The organism is Amycolatopsis ruanii (genome assembly GCF_003385175.1).
GTDB classification, from domain to species: domain Bacteria; phylum Actinomycetota; class Actinomycetes; order Mycobacteriales; family Pseudonocardiaceae; genus Amycolatopsis_E; species Amycolatopsis_E thermalba.
Map to the genome: position 1 here is coordinate 121,854 of NZ_PQHY01000005.1, position 18,166 is coordinate 140,019.

At 70.2% G+C, this 18,166-nt stretch carries 16 protein-coding genes; 10 read left to right on the forward strand and 6 right to left on the reverse strand.

Annotation, left to right across the window (positions count from 1 at the left end):
* The first annotated feature begins 63 nt into the window (after positions 1–63).
* Complete coding sequence (locus D0D28_RS04415; RefSeq protein ID WP_116109814.1) at positions 64–1,410, forward strand: hypothetical protein; 1,347 nt, start codon at positions 64–66, stop codon at positions 1,408–1,410.
* Here the strand turns inward: D0D28_RS04415 and D0D28_RS04420 are convergent.
* Positions 1,407–2,222: an HAD family hydrolase gene (locus D0D28_RS04420; protein WP_116109815.1), complete on the reverse strand. Its 816-nt coding sequence runs from the start codon at positions 2,220–2,222 to the stop codon at positions 1,407–1,409. The two genes, D0D28_RS04415 and D0D28_RS04420, sit on opposite strands and share 4 nt — an antisense overlap.
* A gap of 63 nt (positions 2,223–2,285) precedes the next feature.
* Between D0D28_RS04420 and D0D28_RS04425 the strand changes: the two genes are divergently transcribed.
* From D0D28_RS04425 to D0D28_RS04455, 7 genes are all read left to right on the forward strand, one after another.
* The gene (locus D0D28_RS04425; RefSeq protein ID WP_116109816.1) at positions 2,286–3,170 is read left to right on the forward strand and encodes an LLM class flavin-dependent oxidoreductase; all 885 of its coding nucleotides are present in this window, start codon (positions 2,286–2,288) and stop codon (positions 3,168–3,170) included.
* Between the two features lie 3 nt (positions 3,171–3,173).
* A complete protein-coding gene (gene glf / locus D0D28_RS04430; RefSeq protein WP_094003550.1) occupies positions 3,174–4,442 on the forward strand; it encodes a UDP-galactopyranose mutase in 1,269 nt (422 codons plus the stop codon).
* Positions 4,435–4,956 (forward strand): phosphatase PAP2 family protein, encoded by a 522-nt coding sequence (locus D0D28_RS04435; RefSeq protein WP_094003551.1) that lies wholly within the window; start codon positions 4,435–4,437, stop codon positions 4,954–4,956. Before glf ends, D0D28_RS04435 begins: the two co-directional genes overlap by 8 nt.
* A 10-nt stretch (positions 4,957–4,966) precedes the next feature.
* Positions 4,967–5,953: a decaprenyl-phosphate phosphoribosyltransferase gene (locus D0D28_RS04440; protein WP_429727730.1), complete on the forward strand. Its 987-nt coding sequence runs from the start codon at positions 4,967–4,969 to the stop codon at positions 5,951–5,953.
* Positions 5,950–7,908 (forward strand): arabinofuranosyltransferase, encoded by a 1,959-nt coding sequence (locus D0D28_RS04445; protein ID WP_116109817.1) that lies wholly within the window; start codon positions 5,950–5,952, stop codon positions 7,906–7,908. Before D0D28_RS04440 ends, D0D28_RS04445 begins: the two co-directional genes overlap by 4 nt.
* Positions 7,909–7,975: 67 nt before the next feature.
* A complete protein-coding gene (locus D0D28_RS04450; protein WP_116109818.1) occupies positions 7,976–8,755 on the forward strand; it encodes a hypothetical protein in 780 nt (259 codons plus the stop codon).
* Between the two features lie 36 nt (positions 8,756–8,791).
* Positions 8,792–10,915 (forward strand): hypothetical protein, encoded by a 2,124-nt coding sequence (locus tag D0D28_RS04455; RefSeq protein WP_094003554.1) that lies wholly within the window; start codon positions 8,792–8,794, stop codon positions 10,913–10,915.
* A 124-nt stretch (positions 10,916–11,039) separates the two neighbouring features.
* On the opposite strand, the gene D0D28_RS04460 is transcribed toward D0D28_RS04455, so the two are convergent.
* Both D0D28_RS04460 and D0D28_RS04465 read right to left on the reverse strand, forming a co-directional pair.
* Entirely contained in the window at positions 11,040–11,798 is a 759-nt protein-coding gene (locus D0D28_RS04460; protein WP_094003555.1) for a decaprenylphospho-beta-D-erythro-pentofuranosid-2-ulose 2-reductase, read from the reverse strand.
* The gene (locus D0D28_RS04465; protein ID WP_094003556.1) at positions 11,795–13,186 is read right to left on the reverse strand and encodes an FAD-binding oxidoreductase; all 1,392 of its coding nucleotides are present in this window, start codon (positions 13,184–13,186) and stop codon (positions 11,795–11,797) included. Before D0D28_RS04465 ends, D0D28_RS04460 begins: the two co-directional genes overlap by 4 nt.
* Positions 13,187–13,262: 76 nt before the next feature.
* Here D0D28_RS04465 and D0D28_RS04470 point away from each other — a divergent pair, with 76 nt between their 5' ends.
* Both D0D28_RS04470 and D0D28_RS04475 read left to right on the forward strand, forming a co-directional pair.
* Positions 13,263–13,745, forward strand: coding sequence for a GtrA family protein (locus tag D0D28_RS04470; RefSeq protein ID WP_167481436.1), 483 nt, complete (start codon positions 13,263–13,265; stop codon positions 13,743–13,745).
* Positions 13,746–13,812: 67 nt separating this feature from the next.
* Positions 13,813–15,753: a glycosyltransferase gene (locus D0D28_RS04475; protein ID WP_116109819.1), complete on the forward strand. Its 1,941-nt coding sequence runs from the start codon at positions 13,813–13,815 to the stop codon at positions 15,751–15,753.
* 387 nt (positions 15,754–16,140) lie between these two features.
* Here the strand turns inward: D0D28_RS04475 and D0D28_RS04480 are convergent, their stop codons facing one another.
* From D0D28_RS04480 to wzt, 3 genes are read right to left on the reverse strand one after another with little or no spacing between them, the layout of a single operon-like run.
* Positions 16,141–16,383, reverse strand: a complete 243-nt coding sequence (locus D0D28_RS04480) for a hypothetical protein (RefSeq protein WP_094003559.1) — start codon at positions 16,381–16,383, stop codon at positions 16,141–16,143.
* Between the two features lie 60 nt (positions 16,384–16,443).
* A complete protein-coding gene (gene glfT1, locus D0D28_RS04485; RefSeq protein ID WP_116109820.1) occupies positions 16,444–17,355 on the reverse strand; it encodes a galactofuranosyltransferase GlfT1 in 912 nt (303 codons plus the stop codon).
* A 1-nt stretch (position 17,356) separates the two neighbouring features.
* Positions 17,357–18,166 carry a galactan export ABC transporter ATP-binding subunit Wzt/RfbE gene (gene wzt / locus D0D28_RS04490; protein WP_094003561.1) on the reverse strand — a complete coding sequence of 270 codons (810 nt, stop codon included), beginning with the start codon at positions 18,164–18,166 and terminating at the stop codon, positions 17,357–17,359.

The following is an 18,166-nucleotide window of genomic DNA, read 5'->3' on the forward strand; positions in this document are numbered from 1 at the left end:
AACAATTCGTGCGCGAGAACGATACTTACGGCAAGGGTGGAGCGGCGTCACGGAGGGTGAGAAGTGCCTGGTGCCCTGGTCGCCGCGTGGCTGGCGCTGGCGGGGGTGGTCACCGCGGTGTGGCCGCGGGTGGCGACCCAGCGCGCCCGGCGGGGCTGGATCCTGCTGCTCGCGCTGGTGTTCGCCCTGGTCCTGCAGCTCGTCGTGGCCACCGTGCCGGACGACGCGTTCGTCACCTTCCGCTACGCCCGCAACATGGCCGAGGGCTACGGCGCGGTCTACACGATCGGCGAGCGGACCCAGGGCGTGCCGAACTTCCTGTGGCTGGTGCTGGTCACGTTGCCGCGGGCGCTGTTCGGCGCGGACATCGTCGGCGGCGCGGGCGCGCTCGGCATCGCGTGCGCGCTGGGTTGCGTGGTGCTGGCGTACCTGCTGGCGAAGCGGTTCGCCGGTGGGGCGGGGGTGGTCGCCGCGCTGCTCACCGCGGGCGCGAGCATCCTGGCCGCCCGCGGTCTGGCCGGCACCGAGACGGCGTTGTTCGTCCTGCTCGTGCTGGCCGTGTGCCTGGCGCTGGTCACCGGCCACCCGCTGGTCGCCGGGGTGCTCGCCGCGCTGGCCGTGATGACCCGCTCCGACGGTGCGGTGCTCGCGTTGCTCGGCGAGGCCTGGCTGGTGACCGCCGCGGTGCGGCGCCGGACGAGCTGGTGGGGCCCGGCCGGGTACCTGCTGGGCGCGCTGGTGTTCCTCGTGCCGTGGTGGGCGTGGGAGGCCACCTACTACGGGCACGCCAGGGCGGGGTGGCCCGCGTCGGCCCACCTGCCGTACGGGTTCCTGCTGGGCGCGCTGGCCGCGGTCGGCGCGGCCGCGGTGTGCGCCCGGCTGGGCGTGCGCCACGACCGCCCGTCGCCCCGGCCGCGCCGCAGCCTGGCCGAGCGGCGCGTCGTGCCGGTGGTCGCGCTCGCGCTGTGCGCGGTCAGCGTGCCGGTGGCGGTCGCGGCGCAGCAGGTGGTGCACCTCGACCGCGAGCGGCTCGCGCAGACCACGGAGATCGGCCGCTGGCTGGGTGACCGCCTGCCGGCCGGCTCGACCATCGACACGTTCGGCAGCGCCGCGCTGGCCTACCGCGCCGGCTCCCGGATGATGATCACCGGCATCACCGCATCCGAGCCGGCCGACGCCTACGCTCCGGTCGCGATCTTCGGCCTGCCGGTGCTCGCCGCGCCGCTGGCCTGGTACTCACCGGAGCAGGACTGCGGGATAGCGGAGAAGTACGCGCAGCGCTACGAGGTGGCCACCTTCCAGCGCACCGGCCTGGGCTGGCTGACGCTGTACCTCCGCACCGACAGCGAGTCGCGCCTGCTGACCCAGCTGATGTCCGACCAGCGGCTGACCTACGTGCCCTGCCCCTAGAACCAGCGCTCCAGCACCTGCGCGACGCCGTCCTCGCTGTTCGGGCTCGTCACCTCGTCCGCCACGGCCAGGACCTCCGGGTGCGCGTTCGCCATCGCCACGCCGTGGCCGGCCCACTTCAGCATCTCCACGTCGTTGGGCATGTCCCCGAACGCGATGATCCGCTCGACCGGCACGTCGAACCGATCGGCCACCTCGGCCAGCCCGGTCGCCTTCGTGATGCCGTGCGCGGCGATCTCGATCAGCCCGCCGCTGGCGGAGAACGTGATGTCCACGGACTCGTCGAGCAGCGCCCCGGCCGCGCGCGCCATCTCGTCCGAGGTCATGTCCGGGTGGCTGACCAGCAGTTTCACCGCCGGCCGCCCGACGATCTCGGCGCGCGACACCGGCACGCCCTCACCGTCGCCCCACGGGTTGCGGTAGCCGTGCTCGATCACCAGGTGCTGCACGTCCGGGTCGAGCGCGCGCCGCCCGACCCGTTCGGCGGCGAACCCGGCGCCGGGCAGCGCCTTGGTCAGCTCGTCGACGGCGTCGTGGAGCATCATCGGCTCCAGCGCGCCGTGCACGCTGACCACCTCGTCGTTGCCGATGTCGTACAGCACGGCGCCGTTCGCGCACACCGCGTAGCCGGTCAGGCCGCCGGCCTGCGCCACCGCCGGGATCCAGCGCGGCGGGCGGCCGGTGGCGAGCACGATCGGAACCCCCGCCTCGGCGGCGCGGCGCAACACGGCGGCGGTGCGGGGGGACATCCGTTCCATCGGGTCGAGCAGGGTGCCGTCCACATCCGACGCGATCAGCAGGGGTTTCTCCACACCCCCATTGTCCCTTGGGGTGCGGGGCGACGGATTGTCGGTGCTGACCGATAGCGTGGGCCGGTGCGCGTTGGCATCGTGATTCTTCCCGAGGACCGGTGGTGGGCGGCCGAGCCGAAGTGGCGGGCCGCCGAGGAGTACGGCTTCGACCACGCCTGGACCTACGACCACCTCGGCTGGCGAACGCTGGTCGACGGCCCGTGGTTCTCCGCGGTGCCCACGCTGACCGCCGCGGCCATGGTCACCTCCAGCATCCGCCTCGGCACGTTCGTCGCCTCGCCCAACTTCCGCCACCCGGTGCCGTTCGCCCGCGAGCTGATCACCCTCGACGACGTCTCCGACGGCCGTCTCGTCCTGGGCATCGGCGCGGGCGGCCTGGGCTACGACACCGGCGTGCTGGGCGACGCGGAACTCACCCCGCGGCAGCGCTCCGACCGGTTCGCCGAGTTCGTCGAGGCCCTGGACGGCCTGCTCATCACCGACGGGTTCGACTACACCGGCACGTACTACGCCGCCCGCGGCGCGCGGAACCTGCCCGGTTGCGTCCAGCGGCCGCGCATTCCGTTCCTGATCGCGGCCAACGGCCCGCGCGCGATGAAGGTTGCCGCAACTTACGGTGGCGGCTGGGTGACGACCGGCCCCCGGGCCGAGACGCTCGACGAGTGGTGGCGCGGCGTGACCGAGCTGTCGCGGCGCTTCGACCAGGTGCTGGCCGACTCCGGCCGGGCCGGCGAGGACGTGCACCGCTACCTCAGCCTGGACGCCGCGCCGGTGTTCTCCCTGGTCAGCGCCCAGGCGTTCACCGACGCGGCCGGCCGCGCCGCCGAGCTGGGTTTCACCGACGTCGTCGTGCACTGGCCGCGTTCGTCCGGCCCGTACGCCGGGCGCGAGTCGGTGCTCGAGGAAGTGGTCGCCGACGTGCTGCCGGGCCTGCGCGAGGCGCAATAGTGAATGTGGGTGCGGTCGCCCTCAGTAGCGTCGGTACCCTCGCTTCCCGTGAGCGAGCACACGAGCAACACTGACGTCACCGACGCCGATTTCGCCGGGTACGACCTGGTCGTCGTCGGCTCCGGCTTCTTCGGGCTGACGGTCGCCGAGCGGGCGGCGAGCCAGCTGGGCAAGCGCGTGCTCGTGCTGGAACGGCGCTCCCACCTGGGGGGCAACGCCTACTCCGAGGCCGAGCCGGAGACCGGGATCGAGGTGCACCGCTACGGCGCGCACCTGTTCCACACCTCGAACAAGCGGGTCTGGGACTACGTCAACCAGTTCACCGAGTTCACCAACTACCAGCACCGGGTGTTCGGCAAGTACCAGGGCCAGGTCTACCCGCTGCCGATGAACCTCGCGTTGATCAACCAGTTCTTCGGCAAGTCGCACACGCCGGACGAGGCTCGTGAGCTGATCGCCAAGCAGGCCAGCGAGATCGACACCGCCAACGCGCAGAACTTCGAAGAGAAGGCCATCTCGCTCATCGGCCGCCCCCTGTACGAGGCGTTCTTCCGCGGTTACACGGCGAAGCAGTGGCAGACCGACCCGAAGGAGCTGCCCGCGGCCAACATCACCCGGCTGCCGGTGCGCTACACCTTCGACAACCGGTACTTCAACGACACCTACGAGGGCCTGCCGGTCGACGGCTACACCGCGTGGCTGGAGCGGATGGCCGACCACGAGCTGATCGAGGTCCGCCTGAACACCGACTACTTCGACGTCCGCGAGCACATCCCGGCGGGCACGCCGACCGTCTACACCGGCCCGCTCGACCACTACTTCGGCTACTCCGAGGGCCGCCTGGGCTGGCGCACGCTGGACTTCGAGCAGGAGGTCGTCCCCACCGGGGACTACCAGGGCACCTCGGTCATGAACTACAACGACGAGGACGTCCCGTTCACGCGGATCCACGAGTTCCGCCACTTCCACCCGGAGCGGGACTACCCGAAGGACAAGACGGTCATCGTCCGCGAGTACTCGCGTTTCGCCAACGAGGACGACGAGCCGTACTACCCGATCAACACCCCGGACGACCGCGCGAAGCTCGAGCGTTACCGCGAGCTGGCGAAGGCCGAGGCGCGCGAGCGCAACGTGCTGTTCGGCGGCCGCCTGGGCACCTACAAGTACCTGGACATGCACATGGCCATCGGTTCGGCGCTGTCGGTGTTCGACAACAAGATCGCCCCGCACCTGACCGACGGCGCCCCCCTGGACGGGAGCATCGATGCTTGAGAAGAAGCCGGAGCGCGCCGCCGAGATCCAGGTGCTCGCCAAGGTCCAGGGCGTGCTCAAGCGCCCGGCGACCGTGAAGGCCGCGCGTGGCCTGTCCCACTTCGGTGAGCACGCGATCGGGTGGTTCGCCGCCGGTCTCGTGGGCGCGGCGGTGGACCGCGAGCGCCGCAAGGACTGGCTGGTCGCGGCCGCCGGTGTGGTCGGCGCACACGGCGCGTCGATCGCGGTGAAGCGCGTGGTCCGGCGGCCCCGCCCGCAGGACCCGAGCGTCGAGGTCCTGGTGGGCACGCCGAGCCGGCTGAGCTTCCCGTCCTCGCACGCCACGTCCACTACGGCGGCGGCGGTGCTCTACTCGGGATTGACCGGGCGTAACCTGGTTCCCGCGCTCGTCCCGCCGATGTTGGCGTCCCGGCTCGTGTTGGGGGTCCACTACCCGACCGATGTGCTCGCCGGCGCCGCGCTCGGTGGTGTGGTCGGAGGTCTGCTGCGCAGGAAAATCCGCAAAAAGGGGTAGGGAACCACCCGTGACCAAATCAGTGAACAACGCCGCGGAAGCCGAGATCGTGGACGAAACCAGCGAAACGGCCGAAGCGAAGACGGTGGAGACGGCGGAGCCGGCTCCGGCGGTCAAGCGCGGCCCGGTGCACATGGTCGTCGGCGTCGCCAAGACCGCGCGGCCGAAGCAGTGGGCGAAGAACGTCCTGGTCTTCGTCGCGCCGTTCACCGCGGCCCAGATCACCAACGGCTCGGTGCTGCTCGACGCGGTCATCGCGTTCGTGGCGTTCAGCCTGGTCGCGTCGTCGGTGTACCTGATCAACGACGCGGTCGACGTGGAGGCCGACAAGGCGCACCCGACGAAGCGGAACCGGCCGATCGCGGCCGGGATCGTGCCGGTGCCGGTCGCGTACGCGGCCGCGGTGCTGTTCTTCGGCGTGGGCCTGGCGCTGTCGTTCCTGGCGAGCCCGGAACTGGCCATCGTGCTGGGGGTGTACGAGGCGGTCCAGCTGGGCTACTGCTTCGGTCTCAAGCACCAGCCGGTGATCGACCTGGCGATCGTCGGATCGGGCTTCCTGATGCGCTCGATCGCCGGTGGTGTGGCCGCGGGTATCGCGCTGTCGCAGTGGTTCCTGCTGGTCACCGCGTTCGGTTCGCTGTTCATGGTGGCGGGCAAGCGCTACGCCGAGATCATGCTCTTCGAGCGCACCGGGGCGAAGATCCGCTCGTCGCTGAAGAAGTACTCGGCCAGCTACCTGCGTTTCGTGTGGGCGACCGCCGCGGCGATCCTGATCATGTCGTACTCGCTGTGGGCGTTCGAGCTGCGTGAGGGCGCCGACCAGTCGGTGTGGCCGGTCATCTCGATGGTGCCGTTCGTGATCGCCGTGCTGCGGTACGCGGTCGACGTGGACGGCGGCACCGCGGGCGCGCCCGACGAGATCGTGCTCAAGGACCGCATCCTGCAGGTTCTGGGCGTGCTGTGGGTCGCCACCCTCGGGATGACGTTCTACCTGTGACGACCACGTTGGCCCGGCCCGGCGGCGGCACGTCGATCGAACCCGCACCGCACCGCCCGTTGACCCGTCTCGGACTCGGCCGCACCCTGGCCGAGCTCGTGCTGGGCACGGTCGCGGCGGTCGTGCTCAGCCTGGTGCTCCAGTTCGGCTCGAACAAGCTGGGTGTCGACCCGGGCACGTACGTGCCGGACGCGCTGGTCAACCTGGCCGTCGCGGTGATCGTCGTCGTGTTGTTCGGGTCGCTGGCCTACAGCGGCGCGGCCCGCTGGCCGTTGTGGGTGCGCCTGGGCGGCAGCTGGGCGGCGCTGACCGCGCTGTCCACCCTGCTGCTGGCGATCCCGCTGCAGGGCACCCGGTTCTTCCTCGGCGGCTCCAGCGTGGACAACACGTTCCGCCTGCAGTACATGGAGCGCCTGACCGAGACGGCCGGGCTGGCCGACGTGAACTACCACGGCCTGGCCGCCTACTACCCGGGCGGCTGGTTCTGGCTGGGCGGGCGCTTCGCGAACCTGCTCGGCCTGGAGGGCTGGGCCGCCTACAAGCCGTACTCCATCACCTGGGCCGCGGTGTCCGGGGTGGTCGCGTTCGTGCTGTGGAGCCTGGTCGTGCGGCGCCGGATGGCGCTGCTGGCGTCGGTCGCCACGGTGCTGGCCGGGTTCGTCGCGCTCGGCCCCGAGGAGCCCTACGCCTGGCCGACCACCGCCTGGCTGCCGCCGATCATGCTGCTGGCCTGGCACGCGCTGCGCTCCCGTGAGCGGGTACCGGCCTGGACGCTCGTGCTGATCGGCGTCTACCTGGGCTTCTCCGCGGTCACCTACACGCTGCACGTCGCGTTCGGCGTGGTGGCCGTGGTGGTGCTGGCGCTGGCCGTGCTCGCGCTGGACGTCCGCGCGGGCCAGCCGGTCGGGCCGGTGCTCAAGCGACTGCTGCTGCGCCTGGTCGTCGTCGGCGTGATCACCGCGGTGCTGGCCCTGATCACCTGGGGTCCGTTCATCCTGGCCGGCGGGCTGGGCAAGCCGAACGTCGCCGCGCACTTCCTGCCGGAGATCAGCGCCTACTTCCCGATGCCGTTCACCTCGGCGAGCGCGTTCGGCCTGCTGTGCCTGGCCGGGCTGGTCTGGCTGGTGCTGCGCGCGCGCCGCGATCCGGTGGCGTTCGTGATGCTCGTGCTGACCGCGCTGGTCTACGCCTGGTTCGCGTTGTCGAACCTCGCGCTGCTGGTCCGCACCACGCTGCTGTCGTTCCGGTTCATCGTGACCATCGACGTGGTCCTCGCGGTCGCCGGGGTGTTCGCGCTGGCCGAACTGGTGCGGGTGCTGCCGAAGCTGATCGGCCGGGTCCGCCCGGTGCGGACGGTGGCGTTCGTGCTGGCCGTGCTCGGCGCGGTTTCGGTGTCCCAGACGGTCGTCGGCACGTCCATGAAGGACGCGGTGGACACCGCCGAGTCCGACTACTACCCGGACGGCTGGACCGCCAGCTTCGGGCACGACCCGAAGCACGACGGGTACTGGACGCCCGAGCTGATCAGCACCATCGCCGAGCTGACCGGACGCCCGGCGAGCGGCAACATCGTCTTCTCGGCGCACGACCGGCTGCTGTCGTTCCAGCCCTACTGGGGCTTCCAGCAGACCACGCCGCACTACGCGAACCCGCTGGCCGGCTACACGCAGCGCAACGAGGAGATCCGGTCCTGGGCGACCGCCCGGGACTCGGCCGACCTGCTCGCGCGGCTGCGGGCGAACCCGCACGAGGCGCCCAACGTCTTCGTGCTGCGCCGCGCCGACGACGGGAAACTGCTCGCGCCGGTCGTGTCCGACACGTTCCCGCGCGCCGTGCCGATCCGCGTGGACGAGGTCGAATTCGCGCCGGAACTGTTCACCGCGTCCGAGTTCGCCCGCCGCGATGTCGGACCGTTCGCGGTGATCGTGGACTCATCTGCGCCACCGATTAGCTGAATGTGTGAGTTTCTCGTAAACTGCTCCGCACACACCAGTTGGCCGAAAACGCAGAGGGGGCACCGGCGTGACCTACCCCCTGTACCGCACCGGCACGATCGCCGTCGTGGACGGCGTGTCCTACCCGGTTTCGTATGCGGCGGGCGAAAACTACGTGCACTTCCCGCAGGTGAGCGACGCGAGACCGGCGCCGTTCCCGCGCCAGGAACTCGCCGGCGCGGTTCCGGTGGAGATGTGTGAACGCGTTTTCTCGGTGCAGGTCTACGCCAGCTACCGGGACCACCGCGTGATGGTCGACGCGGCATTCGACAACGGCACCGCGCGCGTGCTGGATGCCGAATGGGATAACGAATGGGCCACGATCAACGGTTTCGTGCAGGAGAACTCCTACGAGTACTACAAGACCGTCGACATGCGTGATCTCCGCGACTACGCGGAACGGCAGAACGACCTGTTGTTCACGCGGTGGCGCGCGGCGCGGTTCGCGCGGCCGGTCGAGGGGATCCCGCTGCACGGCGGCTGGCCCAACGGCCAGGCGGCGGTCGTCGCGGGCCGCCCGCGGTCCGGGGTGCTGGAGACCGAGGGCGGCCGGGTCGCCGAGGTGAGCACGCGCGCGGAGTACCTCGGCTACTCCTGCGAGGTGGCCGGGATCACTATGGACGGTTCGGTCGGCGTCCACTACCTGGGCAGCGATTTCGAGCGCGCCGACGCGGACGGGTTCCGCGTCGGCCCGGACGGCCGCTGGTCCAAGACGGTGCACATCTTCGACCTGGCGCGTTACCACGAGCTGCACCGGGACCTGCTGTTCGACCAGTGGCGCGAGTCGCGGGATAGCCTGGCCCGATGAGGCAACCACGGAACCCGGGCCGGGCGTGTGCGTGAAGTGACACGAGTTCTGGACCGTTCGGACGAGGTCGACCGCACCACTCACCGGCCCCGCCGCGTACCGCCCGGTGATCGTGCCTTCTGGCTCACCGGAGCGCTGGCCGCGCTGGTCGGCGTCGTGTTCGTCGCGAGTGGCCTGGCCTGGAACCAGGGCAAGCTGATCGCGCCGCTCGACGACGTCTACATCCACCTGCAGTACGGGCGTCAGCTGGGCCTGGGGCACTTCTTCCAGTTCAACACCGGCGACGAGATCAGCGCCGGGGCCAGCAGCCTGCTGTACGCGCTGGTGCTCGGCGCCGCGTACGCGGTGGGGGTCCACGGCACGTACTTCCTGGCGTTCGCGGTCGGCTTCGGCATCCTGTGCTTCGCGGTGGCGGCCGGGCTGGTGACCGTGCTGGGCACGAAGCTGGTGGCGCGTTCGGTCGGTGTGTGGTCGGGTGTCCTGGTCGCGCTGAGCGGCCCGCTGGCGTGGGGTTCGGCCAGCGGCATGGAGGTCGGCCTGGTCATGCTGCTGGTGGTCGCGACGCTGCTGGCGTTCGTGACCGAGCAGCCGTGGGCGCGGTTCCGGTGGACGCCGGTGCTGGGCGGCCTGCTGGCGCTCGTGCGCACCGAGGGCCTGATCCTGGCCGTGGCGCTCGCGTTCGCGGCACTGTGGACGGTGTGGGCGCACCGGCACATGACGCGTCCGCGCCGGACGGTGCTGCGGGCGCTGTGGACACTGCTGCCGATCGCGGTCGGCGCGGCCCAGCTGCTGTTCTACAAGATCGCGACCGGCACCGCGTCGGCGAACGGCATCCAGTCGAAGTCGTTCCTGCACGACCGGCCGGTGTTCTGGCTCGGCGAGTTCACCGACCGCACGATGGCGAACGTGCGCGGGTTCCTGAGCATCTTCCTGGGGTTCGACGGGCAGGACTTCGCGTTCCCGGGCGCGCTACTGGTGTTCGCGGCGGGGATGGTCTACGTGTTCCTGACCCGGCCGGCGTGGCGGCCGATGCTGTACGCGCTGGCGGCCGGCCTGGTGCTGATCCTGGTTTCGGTGTCCACTTTGAACACCGCGCTGGTGCACGAGCTGCGGTACGTGCAGCCGTTCATGCCGGTGTTCGTCCTGTTCGTGGTGATCGGCGTGTACGGGCTGAGCCGGATCGCCGCACGCGAGCGGGCCCGGCGCATCTCGCTGCACGGCGCGCTGGTGGTGGTGCTGGTGCTGTCGCTGGCGACGCTGCCGAGCTGGTCGGTCCGCTTCGGGCGGGCGACGGCGGCGATCCGCGACACCGACGTGTCGGTGGCGCAGTGGGTGCGCGGTAACCTGCCGCCGGAGGCGATCGTCGCGGTGAAGGACGTCGGCGCGGTCGCGTACTTCAGTGAGCACCGGGTGCTGGACCTGATCGGGTTGGGCACCAACGGGTTCGCGGCACCGTCGAACAACGGCACGGGCTCGCTGTACGAGGCGCTGAAGCACCTGCCCGCGGCGGAGCGGCCGGCCTACTTCGCGGTGTACGACCCGGCCCCGGGGCCGTCGATGGAGCTGCTGAAGAACGTCGGGGTGCTGCGGACGCCGGTGGAGATGAGCTTCGAGGTGCAGGCGCAGCCGGACCTCGGCGGGCGCTTGATCGTGCCGTTCCGGTGGCTGAACGTCTACGAGGCGGACTGGTCGCTGGCCGGCAGCGGTGACGAGCAGGCGGTGCCCGGTGAGCTGCGGGACTACGTGAACGTGGGCGACCTGCGCAGCGAGGGCGAGCACGGGTACGAGCCGGTGCTGGCCCAGGTGGGCACGCAGCCGTGGACGACGCTGGCCCGGGTCGGCGACGTGATCGACAGCGCCCGCCCCATCGTGGGCGGCGAGGCGTTCACGGCGCACAACCTGGTCCCCGGCCGCCCCCTGACGATCACCTCCCGCACCGCGATGCACGGCACGGTGTTCGACATGCGGGTGCTGGTCAACGGCGTGGAGGCGGGCGTGTGGACCCGCGACGAGCGGGACGGCGTGTGGTCGACGTACAGCTTCACGATCCCCGCGGAGCTGATCACGGACCCGTCGGCGCACATCGAGATCCAGCAGCCGCGCCCGCTGCTGAACCCGTACCCGGACTACACGTCGTACGGGTACTGGCTGAGCCAATAGAACCCCGGCCAGCGCGAGCGCACGCATCACCGGCCTGGGCGCCGGGTGCCCGCCCAGGCCGACCCTGAACGCGGCAACGCCCCGGGGGCCATCGCGGCGCCCGGGGCGTTGCCGTGGGAAACGATCAGATCGGCAGCTTGCGGAAGATCGGCCGCGGCACGTGCCGCAGGATCGACATCACCGCGCGGAACTGCGCGGGCGCCCACACCAGGTCCTTGCCCTTGCGCGCCGCGTCCACGGCGATTTCGGCGACCTGCTCGGCGGTCTGCTCCAGCGGCGCCTTGCCCAGGCCCTCGGTCATCTTCGTCTTGACCTGGCCCGGCCGCACGACCGTCACCTTGACCCCGAACGGCGCCAGCGCCTCGCCCAGGCCCAGGTAGAACCCGTCGAACCCGGCCTTGGTCGAGCCGTACACGAAGTTCGACCGCCGCACGCGCTCACCGGCCACAGAGGACAGTGCGATCACCGAGCCGTGGCCCTGCTTCTTCAGCTTGTCCGCCAGCGCCACGCCGACCGACACCGCCGCCGTGTAGTTCACCGTCGCCAGCTCGACCGCGGTGGCGTGGTTCTGCCACGCCTCCTCGTTGTCGCCGAGCAGGCCGAACGCCACCACGGCCACGTCGATGTCCCCGGCCGAGAACGCCTGGTCCAGCACCGCCGGGTGGGACGCGGTGTCCTTCGCGTCGAAGTCCACTTCGGACACCGTGGCGCCGGCCGCGCGCAGCTTCTCCGCGGCCAGCTTGCGCCGCTCGGACGCCCGCGCCGCGAGCACGACACGCAGTTCGGGCGCGTCCGCGAGGTACTTCTGCGCGATGGCCAGCGCGATGTCCGAGGTGCCGCCGAGCAGCAGCAGGGACTGGGGGTTGCCAACAGCGTCGATCACAGTTCAAGCCTCCGGCTCATGTCGGACGCGAACACGCCCTCGGGGTCGACCGACTGGCGGATCTTGCGCCACTCCTCCAGCCGGGGGTACATCTTCGCGAAGGTCTCCGGCGTGGTGCGCGAGTCCTTCGCCGTGTACAGCCGGCCACCGGCCGCCAGGACGTCTTCGTCGAGTTCGGTGCAGAAGCGGCCCAGGCCGTCCTTGATCGGGAAGTCCACGGACAGCATCCAGCCCGGCGACGGCCAGGACAGCGGCGCCCGGTTGCCCTCGCCCATCCGCTTGAACACGTTCAGGAACGAGTAGTGCCCGGACCCGGCGATCTTGCGGCACAGCTCCTTCAGCTCGTTCTCCCGGCCGAACGGCACGGAGAACTGGTACTGCAGGAAACCCTTGGAGCCGTAGGCGCGGTTCCACTCGCTGAGCATGTCCAGCGGGTGGTAGAACTGCGTCAGGTTCTGGATCTTGCCGCGCGCGCCCTTCTTCGGCACCGTGCGCTGCCAGATGTTGTTCAGCATCCCGAAGGTGAGCTTGTTGCCCAGGCCGTTGGGGAAGACGTCGGGCAGCGTCATCAGCTGCGGCGCGTCGAACTTCAGCGGATCGGCCCGCAGCTTCGGCGGCAGCTGGTCCAGCTTGGCCAGCGAGCCGCGGGAGAACGTGGCCCGGCCGAGACGGCTGTCGGAGTTGATGAGGTCCGGCACCGACATCGAGTAGTCGTAGTTGAGGTCGGAGCCGTTGCTGAACAGCTCCAGCGTCTCGTCCAGGCTCGACGTGCGGTCGGCGTCGACGATGAAGTAGGCGCTCTCGGTCTTCTTCATCCGGATCTTCGCGCGCACGATGATGCCGGTCAGGCCGATGCCCGCGACCGTCGCCCAGAACAGCTCCGACTCGGGGCCCTCCGGGGTCAGCGTGCGGATCCGGCCGTCCGCGGTGACCAGGTCCATCGACAGCACGTGGTTGCCGAAGCTGCCCGCGCTGTGGTGGTTCTTGCCGTGGATGTCGTTGGCGATCGCGCCACCGATGGTCACCTGGCGCGTTCCGGGCAGCACCGGGACCCACAGGCCGTGCGGCAGCGCGGCCTTCATCAGCTGGTCGAGGCTCACCCCGGCGTCCAGGTCGACCTCGCCGGTGTCCGGGTCGATCGAGTGGATCGTGTTCAGGGCGGTCATGTCGATGACGAGTCCACCGGCGTTCTGCGCCGGGTCCCCGTAGGAGCGGCCGAGCCCGCGGGCGATCACGCCGCGCTCGCCGGCCTGCGCCACCGCGCGGGCGATCGTCTCCACGTCCGGTGTGGTCAGCACGTCTGCGACGGTCGGGGCGGTGCGACCCCACCCGGTGAGTGTCCGCCGCTCGGTATGCGGTGTCGTGTTCACCCGGACCAGGGTAACCATCCCCGAGGGGCGGCTTTGACCGAGGCGCTTCTACACTTTTCCGGTCCTGGAAATCGCACGCTGGTGAGGTAGTGCAGTGGTGTCTACGGAACCGCAGGAGCAGGCAGTGACCGCGAAGGCGACGCCGGGCCTGCTCGGCCAGTTGGTGCGATTCGCGCTGATCGGCGGATTTTGCGCGGTGCTCGATCTCGGTACCTACACCGGGTTGCGAGCGCTGGGTCTCGATTACGCTCCGTGGGACACGGTCGCCCGCGCGATCAGTTTCATCATCGGTACGACGACCGCATTTTTCCTTAACCGGAAGTTCACGTTCTCCGGCGGCCGCAAGGGCGGCAAGGGGCAGATCGGCAGCTTCGTCCTGCTGTACGGCGTCACATTCTTCGTCGCGGTCGGCGTGAACGCGCTGATGCTGCACGTGCTCGGCGAGTTCGCGTTCAAGCCGACCGTCGCGTGGGTGATCTCGCAGGGCACCGCGACCGCCATCAACTTCGTGATGCTCAAGTGGGTTGTGTTCCGGGAACCGGGTGTGACCGATGTTTCGCCGGAGTCCGGCTCGTGATTCGTTCACAGGTGACCCGTGTAACTTGGCGGTCGCGAGTCGGATTCCCCTGGAGGACTGAGAACTGATGGCCGGCAAGACTGCCGCGGGACAGCCTGCCCCCGCTGAGGCGAAGACCAACGGAGCCCAGGCGGCGCAGGACCAGACCACGTTCGCCGAACACGTTCCGCAGGGCCGCCTGACCGCGCAGCGCGGGCTCTACGCCGGGCCGTCGCCCATCGTGTCCAAGGACCTCTACTCCGAGGTGCTCGAGGGCGTGGTGAACCGCGGCCGCGACGGCGTGACGCTGGAGCCGTCGGCGCGCGTGTCCGGCAACACCTACTTCGGCCGGTTCCCGGCCAGCTACTGGCAGCGCTGGACGAAGGTGCGCCAGGTCCGCGTCGAGGCCGTCGTGAGCGGCGCCGGCCAGCTCGCGGTGCGCGCGTCCGACATCGAGGGCGAGCCGCGCACGATCGAGGCGCGCGAGGTCGAGGGTGCCGACCAGGCGTCGGTCGAGTTCGACGTGAAGATCGACAAGTTCTACGACGGCGGCGCGCTGTGGCTGGACCTGGAGACCCAGGCGGGGCAGCGGCTGACCGTCGAGCGGGTGCGGTGGACCGTCGAGCCGCCGGAGAAGATCCGGCCGACCGCGGTGACCATCTGCACGATGAACCGCGCCGACGACTGCCTGAAGAACCTGCGGGCGCTGGCCGGTGACCTGCAGTCGCTGGACACGCTGGACGCGATCTACGTCGCCGACCAGGGCACCGACCGGGTGGACTCGCGGGACGGGTTCGCGCAGGTCGCGGCCGATCTGGGCGACAAGCTGCACTACATCACCCAGCCGAACCTGGGCGGCGCGGGCGGCTTCACCCGCGGTCTGTACGAGGTGGCCGGGCACACCGAGACCGAGCACGCGAACGTCCTGTTCATGGACGACGACGTGCTGCTAGAGCCGGACCTGGTGGTCCGGATGACGGCGTTTTCGAACCTGGCCGCGAACCCGGTCATCGTCGGCGGGCAGATGCTGAACCTGCTGCACCCGCACCAGCTGCACGTGGGGGCGGAGTACGCGCGGCTGAACACGCTGGAGCCGGGTGTGCCGGTGGAGCACAGCCTGCACACGGCGGACCTGCTGGGCGTGGACGAGGAGACCGGCAAGCCGAACCGCCAGGACCGGCGCCTGGACGCGGGGTACAACGGCTGGTGGTCGTGCCTGATCCCGTACGAGGTGGTCAAGGCCGTCGGGTACCCGATGCCGTTCTTCTTCCAGTGGGACGACGCGGAGTACAGCTACCGCGCGCGGGCGCACGGCTTCCCGACGGTCACGCTGCCCGGTGCCGGCGTCTGGCACGCCGACTTCCACTGGAAGGACTGGGACGAGTGGCACCGGTACTTCAACCTGCGCAACTCGATCATCACCGCGGCGCTGCACAGTGATTTCAACCTGAACGTGGTGTGCCGGACGCTGATGGCGCAGGTGGTGCGGTACCTGCTGGGGATGCAGTACGGGCTGACGCACACGCTGATCAAGGCGGTCGAGGACTTCCTGGAGGGCCCGTCGATCCTGGAGGACGGCGGAGTCGCCGCGATGCAGGAGATCCGGGCGATCCGGGCCCAGTACCCGGAGACGAAGCGCCACGACGCGACGGAGGTCCCCGGCATCGCGTCGAACGACATCGGAATCATCAACACCGCGCCGAGGCCCGCGCTGCAGCGGCTGATCCTGGTGAAGCGAATTGTCGACCGGCTGCGCGGCCGCTCCCGTTTCGCGCTGGGAGCCGTGCCCAACGACGAGGCCCACTGGTGGCACGTGGCGCTCTTCGACACGGCGGTCGTGACGGACGCGTCCCAGGAGGGCGTCCGGGTGCGCAAGTACGACCGGGAACGGATGTTCGAGCTGGGCAAGCGCGCGGTGAAGACCCTGAACCGGCTGCGCAAGGAGGGCCACGCGGTGCAGGCGCAGTACAAGCGCGCCCTGCCGCAGCTGACCAGCCGCGAGAACTGGAAGCGCCTGTACCGGCTCTGAGGCTTCGTGGTTTCGAGCCGGCCCTGCTGCTTCGGCGGCAGGGCCGGTTTTTCGTCGAGTTGGCGACCGGCCTGGGTGGCGTTCGCCAACCGTCCTGGGCGTGGCCGCTGTCCCAACGATGGCTGGCGGTGCCGAGCAGCCTCGTCACGAGGGTGATCCGCCAGGCATGAGCCACGCAGGCGGCCATCCCCGGGGAACCGCCGCTCCGCGTGGGGGCCGCCGCCCGGCCTGGGCCGTTGCCCGAGGCGACCCCCCGGGCGAACCCTCGCGCGAGCCGGGCCGCCGCCCGCGCGGGATCGTTGCCCGGCCGGCCGCCCGGGGCGAATCGCCGCTCGAACCGGGACCGCCGCTCAAGGCCGGACTGCCGGTCGGGCGCCGCCCGTCGCCTCAGTGCAACCCGAACACCTTGTTCTTCCGCTGCAGGTCGTCGATGTAGGCCACGGCCACGTGCGCGAAGTTCACGGTGACCCGGGAGCCTTCCTTCGTCCGCACGGTCTGCACCGAGCCGTGTTCCAGGTGCAGGTGCAGGTCCTTTTCCAGCTCGTCGACGTCCTCGGGCGGCAGGGCGAACAGCAGCGGCTCGCCACCGGTCGCGAGGTGCAGGACGAGCGCGGGTTTCTCATCGGCCATGCACCCAGCACACCAGCCACCGATCTTGCCGGCAACGAAGTTCGCCGACAGCGCAAGCGCTCAGTAGCGGAAGAACCGCTCCCGCTGTCCCTGCCGCACCAGCTTCAGCCACTGCACGAACCCGGCGGGATCCCGCTTCACGCCCACGAAGTACAACCCGAACCGCAGGATCTCCAGTGCCCCGATCTTCCGCATGCCGGGCTGGGACAGCAGGTACCCGCGGTTGCGGTAGGTGTAGTAGCGCTTGACCTCGTTCTCCGGGTCCTGCGCGTGGAACCGCCCGCCGAGCATCGGCTTGAACTCGTCCGAGCCGTCCGGGTGCAGGTAGGACACGCGCAGCGACGTGCCGAACGGCAGACCGGAGCGGACCAGCCGCCGGTGCACCTCGACCTCGTCACCGCGCACGAACAGCCGCAGGTCCGGCACGCCGACCACATCCAAAGTGGACGCCCGGAACAACGCACCGTTGAACAGCGACGCGATTCCGGGCAGGAAGTCGGTGCCCAGCTCGGCCGAGGAGCGCTTCCACGTCAGCCCGCGCCGCAGCGGGAACGCCAGCTTCTCCGGCGCGTTGATGTTCGTGACCATCGGCGAAACCTCGGCCAGCCCGCGCTTCTCGGCCTCCTCCAGGAGCACCGCCAGCACCGTCTCGTCCGCCGGGCGGCCGTCGTCGTCGGCCAGCCACACCCAGTCGGCGCCCAGCGCGAGCGCGTGCAGCATCCCGAGCGCGAACCCGCCCGCGCCACCGAGGTTGTGGTGCGACGGCAGGTACGTGTACTGCCCCGGGAACGTCTCCACGACGTCGCGCGCCGACTGGTCGGGACCGTTGTCCACGACCACCAGGTGGTCCACCGGCCGGGTCTGCGCGGCGATGATCTTCAACGAGTCCGCGAGCAGCTCACGGCGGTGCCGCGCGACGACCACCGCCGCCACGCCGCCCGGTCGCATCGGAGCCTGCTCCGGACCGCTCATGTCACTCCCCGCCCTGTACCGCCGGCGCGGCGTCGATCCGCTGCGCGGCTTCCGCGCTGATGTTCTCGAACGGGTCCCGGCCCTTGTACGCGGTGAGCACTTCGCGCAGGCCGCCCCGCATCTTCATCCGGCCCTCGTCCATCCAGATGGCCGTCGTGCACAGCTCCAAGAGTAGGTCGTCGGCGTGCGAGGCGAAGACCAACATGCCGGAGCGGTTCACCAGATCCACCAGCCGGTCCCGCGCCTTGTTGAGGAACGCCGCGTCGACCGCGCCGATGCCCTCGTCCAGGATCAGGATCTCCGGGTCGATCGTGGTCACCACGCCCAGCGCGAGCCGCACCCGCATACCGGTCGAGTAGGTGCGCAGCGGCATCTGCAGGTAGTCGCCCAGCTCGGTGAACTCGGCGATGTCGTCGACCCGCTTCTCCATCTGCTTGCGCGTCATGCCGAGGAACAGCCCGCGGATCATGATGTTCTCGTAGCCGGAGATCTCCGGGTCCATGCCGACACCCAGGTCGAACACCGGCGCGACCTTGCCCTCGACCCGCGCGAGACCGCGGGTGGGCTCGTAGATGCCCGACAGCAGCCGCAGCAGGGTCGACTTGCCGGCGCCGTTGTGGCCGACCAGCCCGACGCGGTCGCCCTCGCGCAGCGACAGGGTGATGTCCTGCAGCGCCTCGATGATCGGCACCTTCGATTCGGTGCCGATCTTGCCCCCGACCTTGCCGAGGACCTTCTTCTTCAGCGAGCGCGTCTTGGCGTCGAAGATCGGGAAGTCGACGTACGCGTTCTGCACATCAATGCTGACCAT